Source organism: Neisseria sp. HMSC03D10, from assembly GCF_001807625.1.
Taxonomy (GTDB): domain Bacteria; phylum Pseudomonadota; class Gammaproteobacteria; order Burkholderiales; family Neisseriaceae; genus Neisseria; species Neisseria mucosa.
The window spans coordinates 1-761 of record NZ_KV789566.1 but is presented as its reverse complement, the minus strand read 5'-3'; the positions used below and the strand labels follow the sequence as shown (position 1 = coordinate 761).

Sequence of the window (761 nt, the reverse complement as noted above, 5' to 3'; positions counted from 1 at the left end):
GTACCTTACATCATCGTGTTCATGAACAAATGCGACATGGTTGACGATGCCGAATTGTTGGAACTGGTTGAAATGGAAATCCGTGACTTGCTGTCAAGCTACGACTTCCCTGGTGACGACTGCCCGATTGTACAAGGTTCTGCACTGAAAGCCTTGGAAGGCGACGCCGCTTACGAAGAAAAAATCTTCGAACTGGCTGCCGCATTGGACAGCTACATCCCGACTCCCGAGCGTGCCGTAGACAAACCGTTCCTGTTGCCTATCGAAGACGTATTCTCCATCTCCGGTCGCGGTACAGTAGTAACCGGCCGTGTAGAGCGCGGTGTCATCCACGTTGGTGACGAGATCGAAATCGTAGGTCTGAAAGAAACCCAAAAAACCACTTGTACCGGTGTTGAGATGTTCCGCAAACTGCTGGACGAAGGTCAAGCAGGTGACAACGTAGGCGTATTGCTGCGCGGTACCAAACGCGAAGAAGTGGAACGCGGTCAAGTATTGGCTAAACCGGGTACCATCACTCCGCACACCAAATTCAAAGCAGAAGTGTACGTATTGAGCAAAGAAGAGGGTGGTCGTCATACTCCGTTCTTCGCTAACTACCGTCCTCAATTCTACTTCCGTACTACCGACGTAACCGGCGCGGTTACTTTGGAAGAAGGTGTAGAAATGGTTATGCCTGGTGAGAACGTAGCCATCACTGTAGAATTGATTGCACCTATCGCTATGGAAGAAGGTCTGCGCTTTGCGATTCGCGAAGGTGG

The 761-nt window shown here is 50.7% G+C and carries 1 protein-coding gene; it reads left to right on the top strand.

Features of this window, described 5'->3' with window-relative positions; translation table 11 throughout:
- The coding region (locus HMPREF3066_RS07945; protein WP_141743198.1) for an elongation factor Tu at nucleotides 1-761 on the top strand (761 nt) is incomplete at both ends.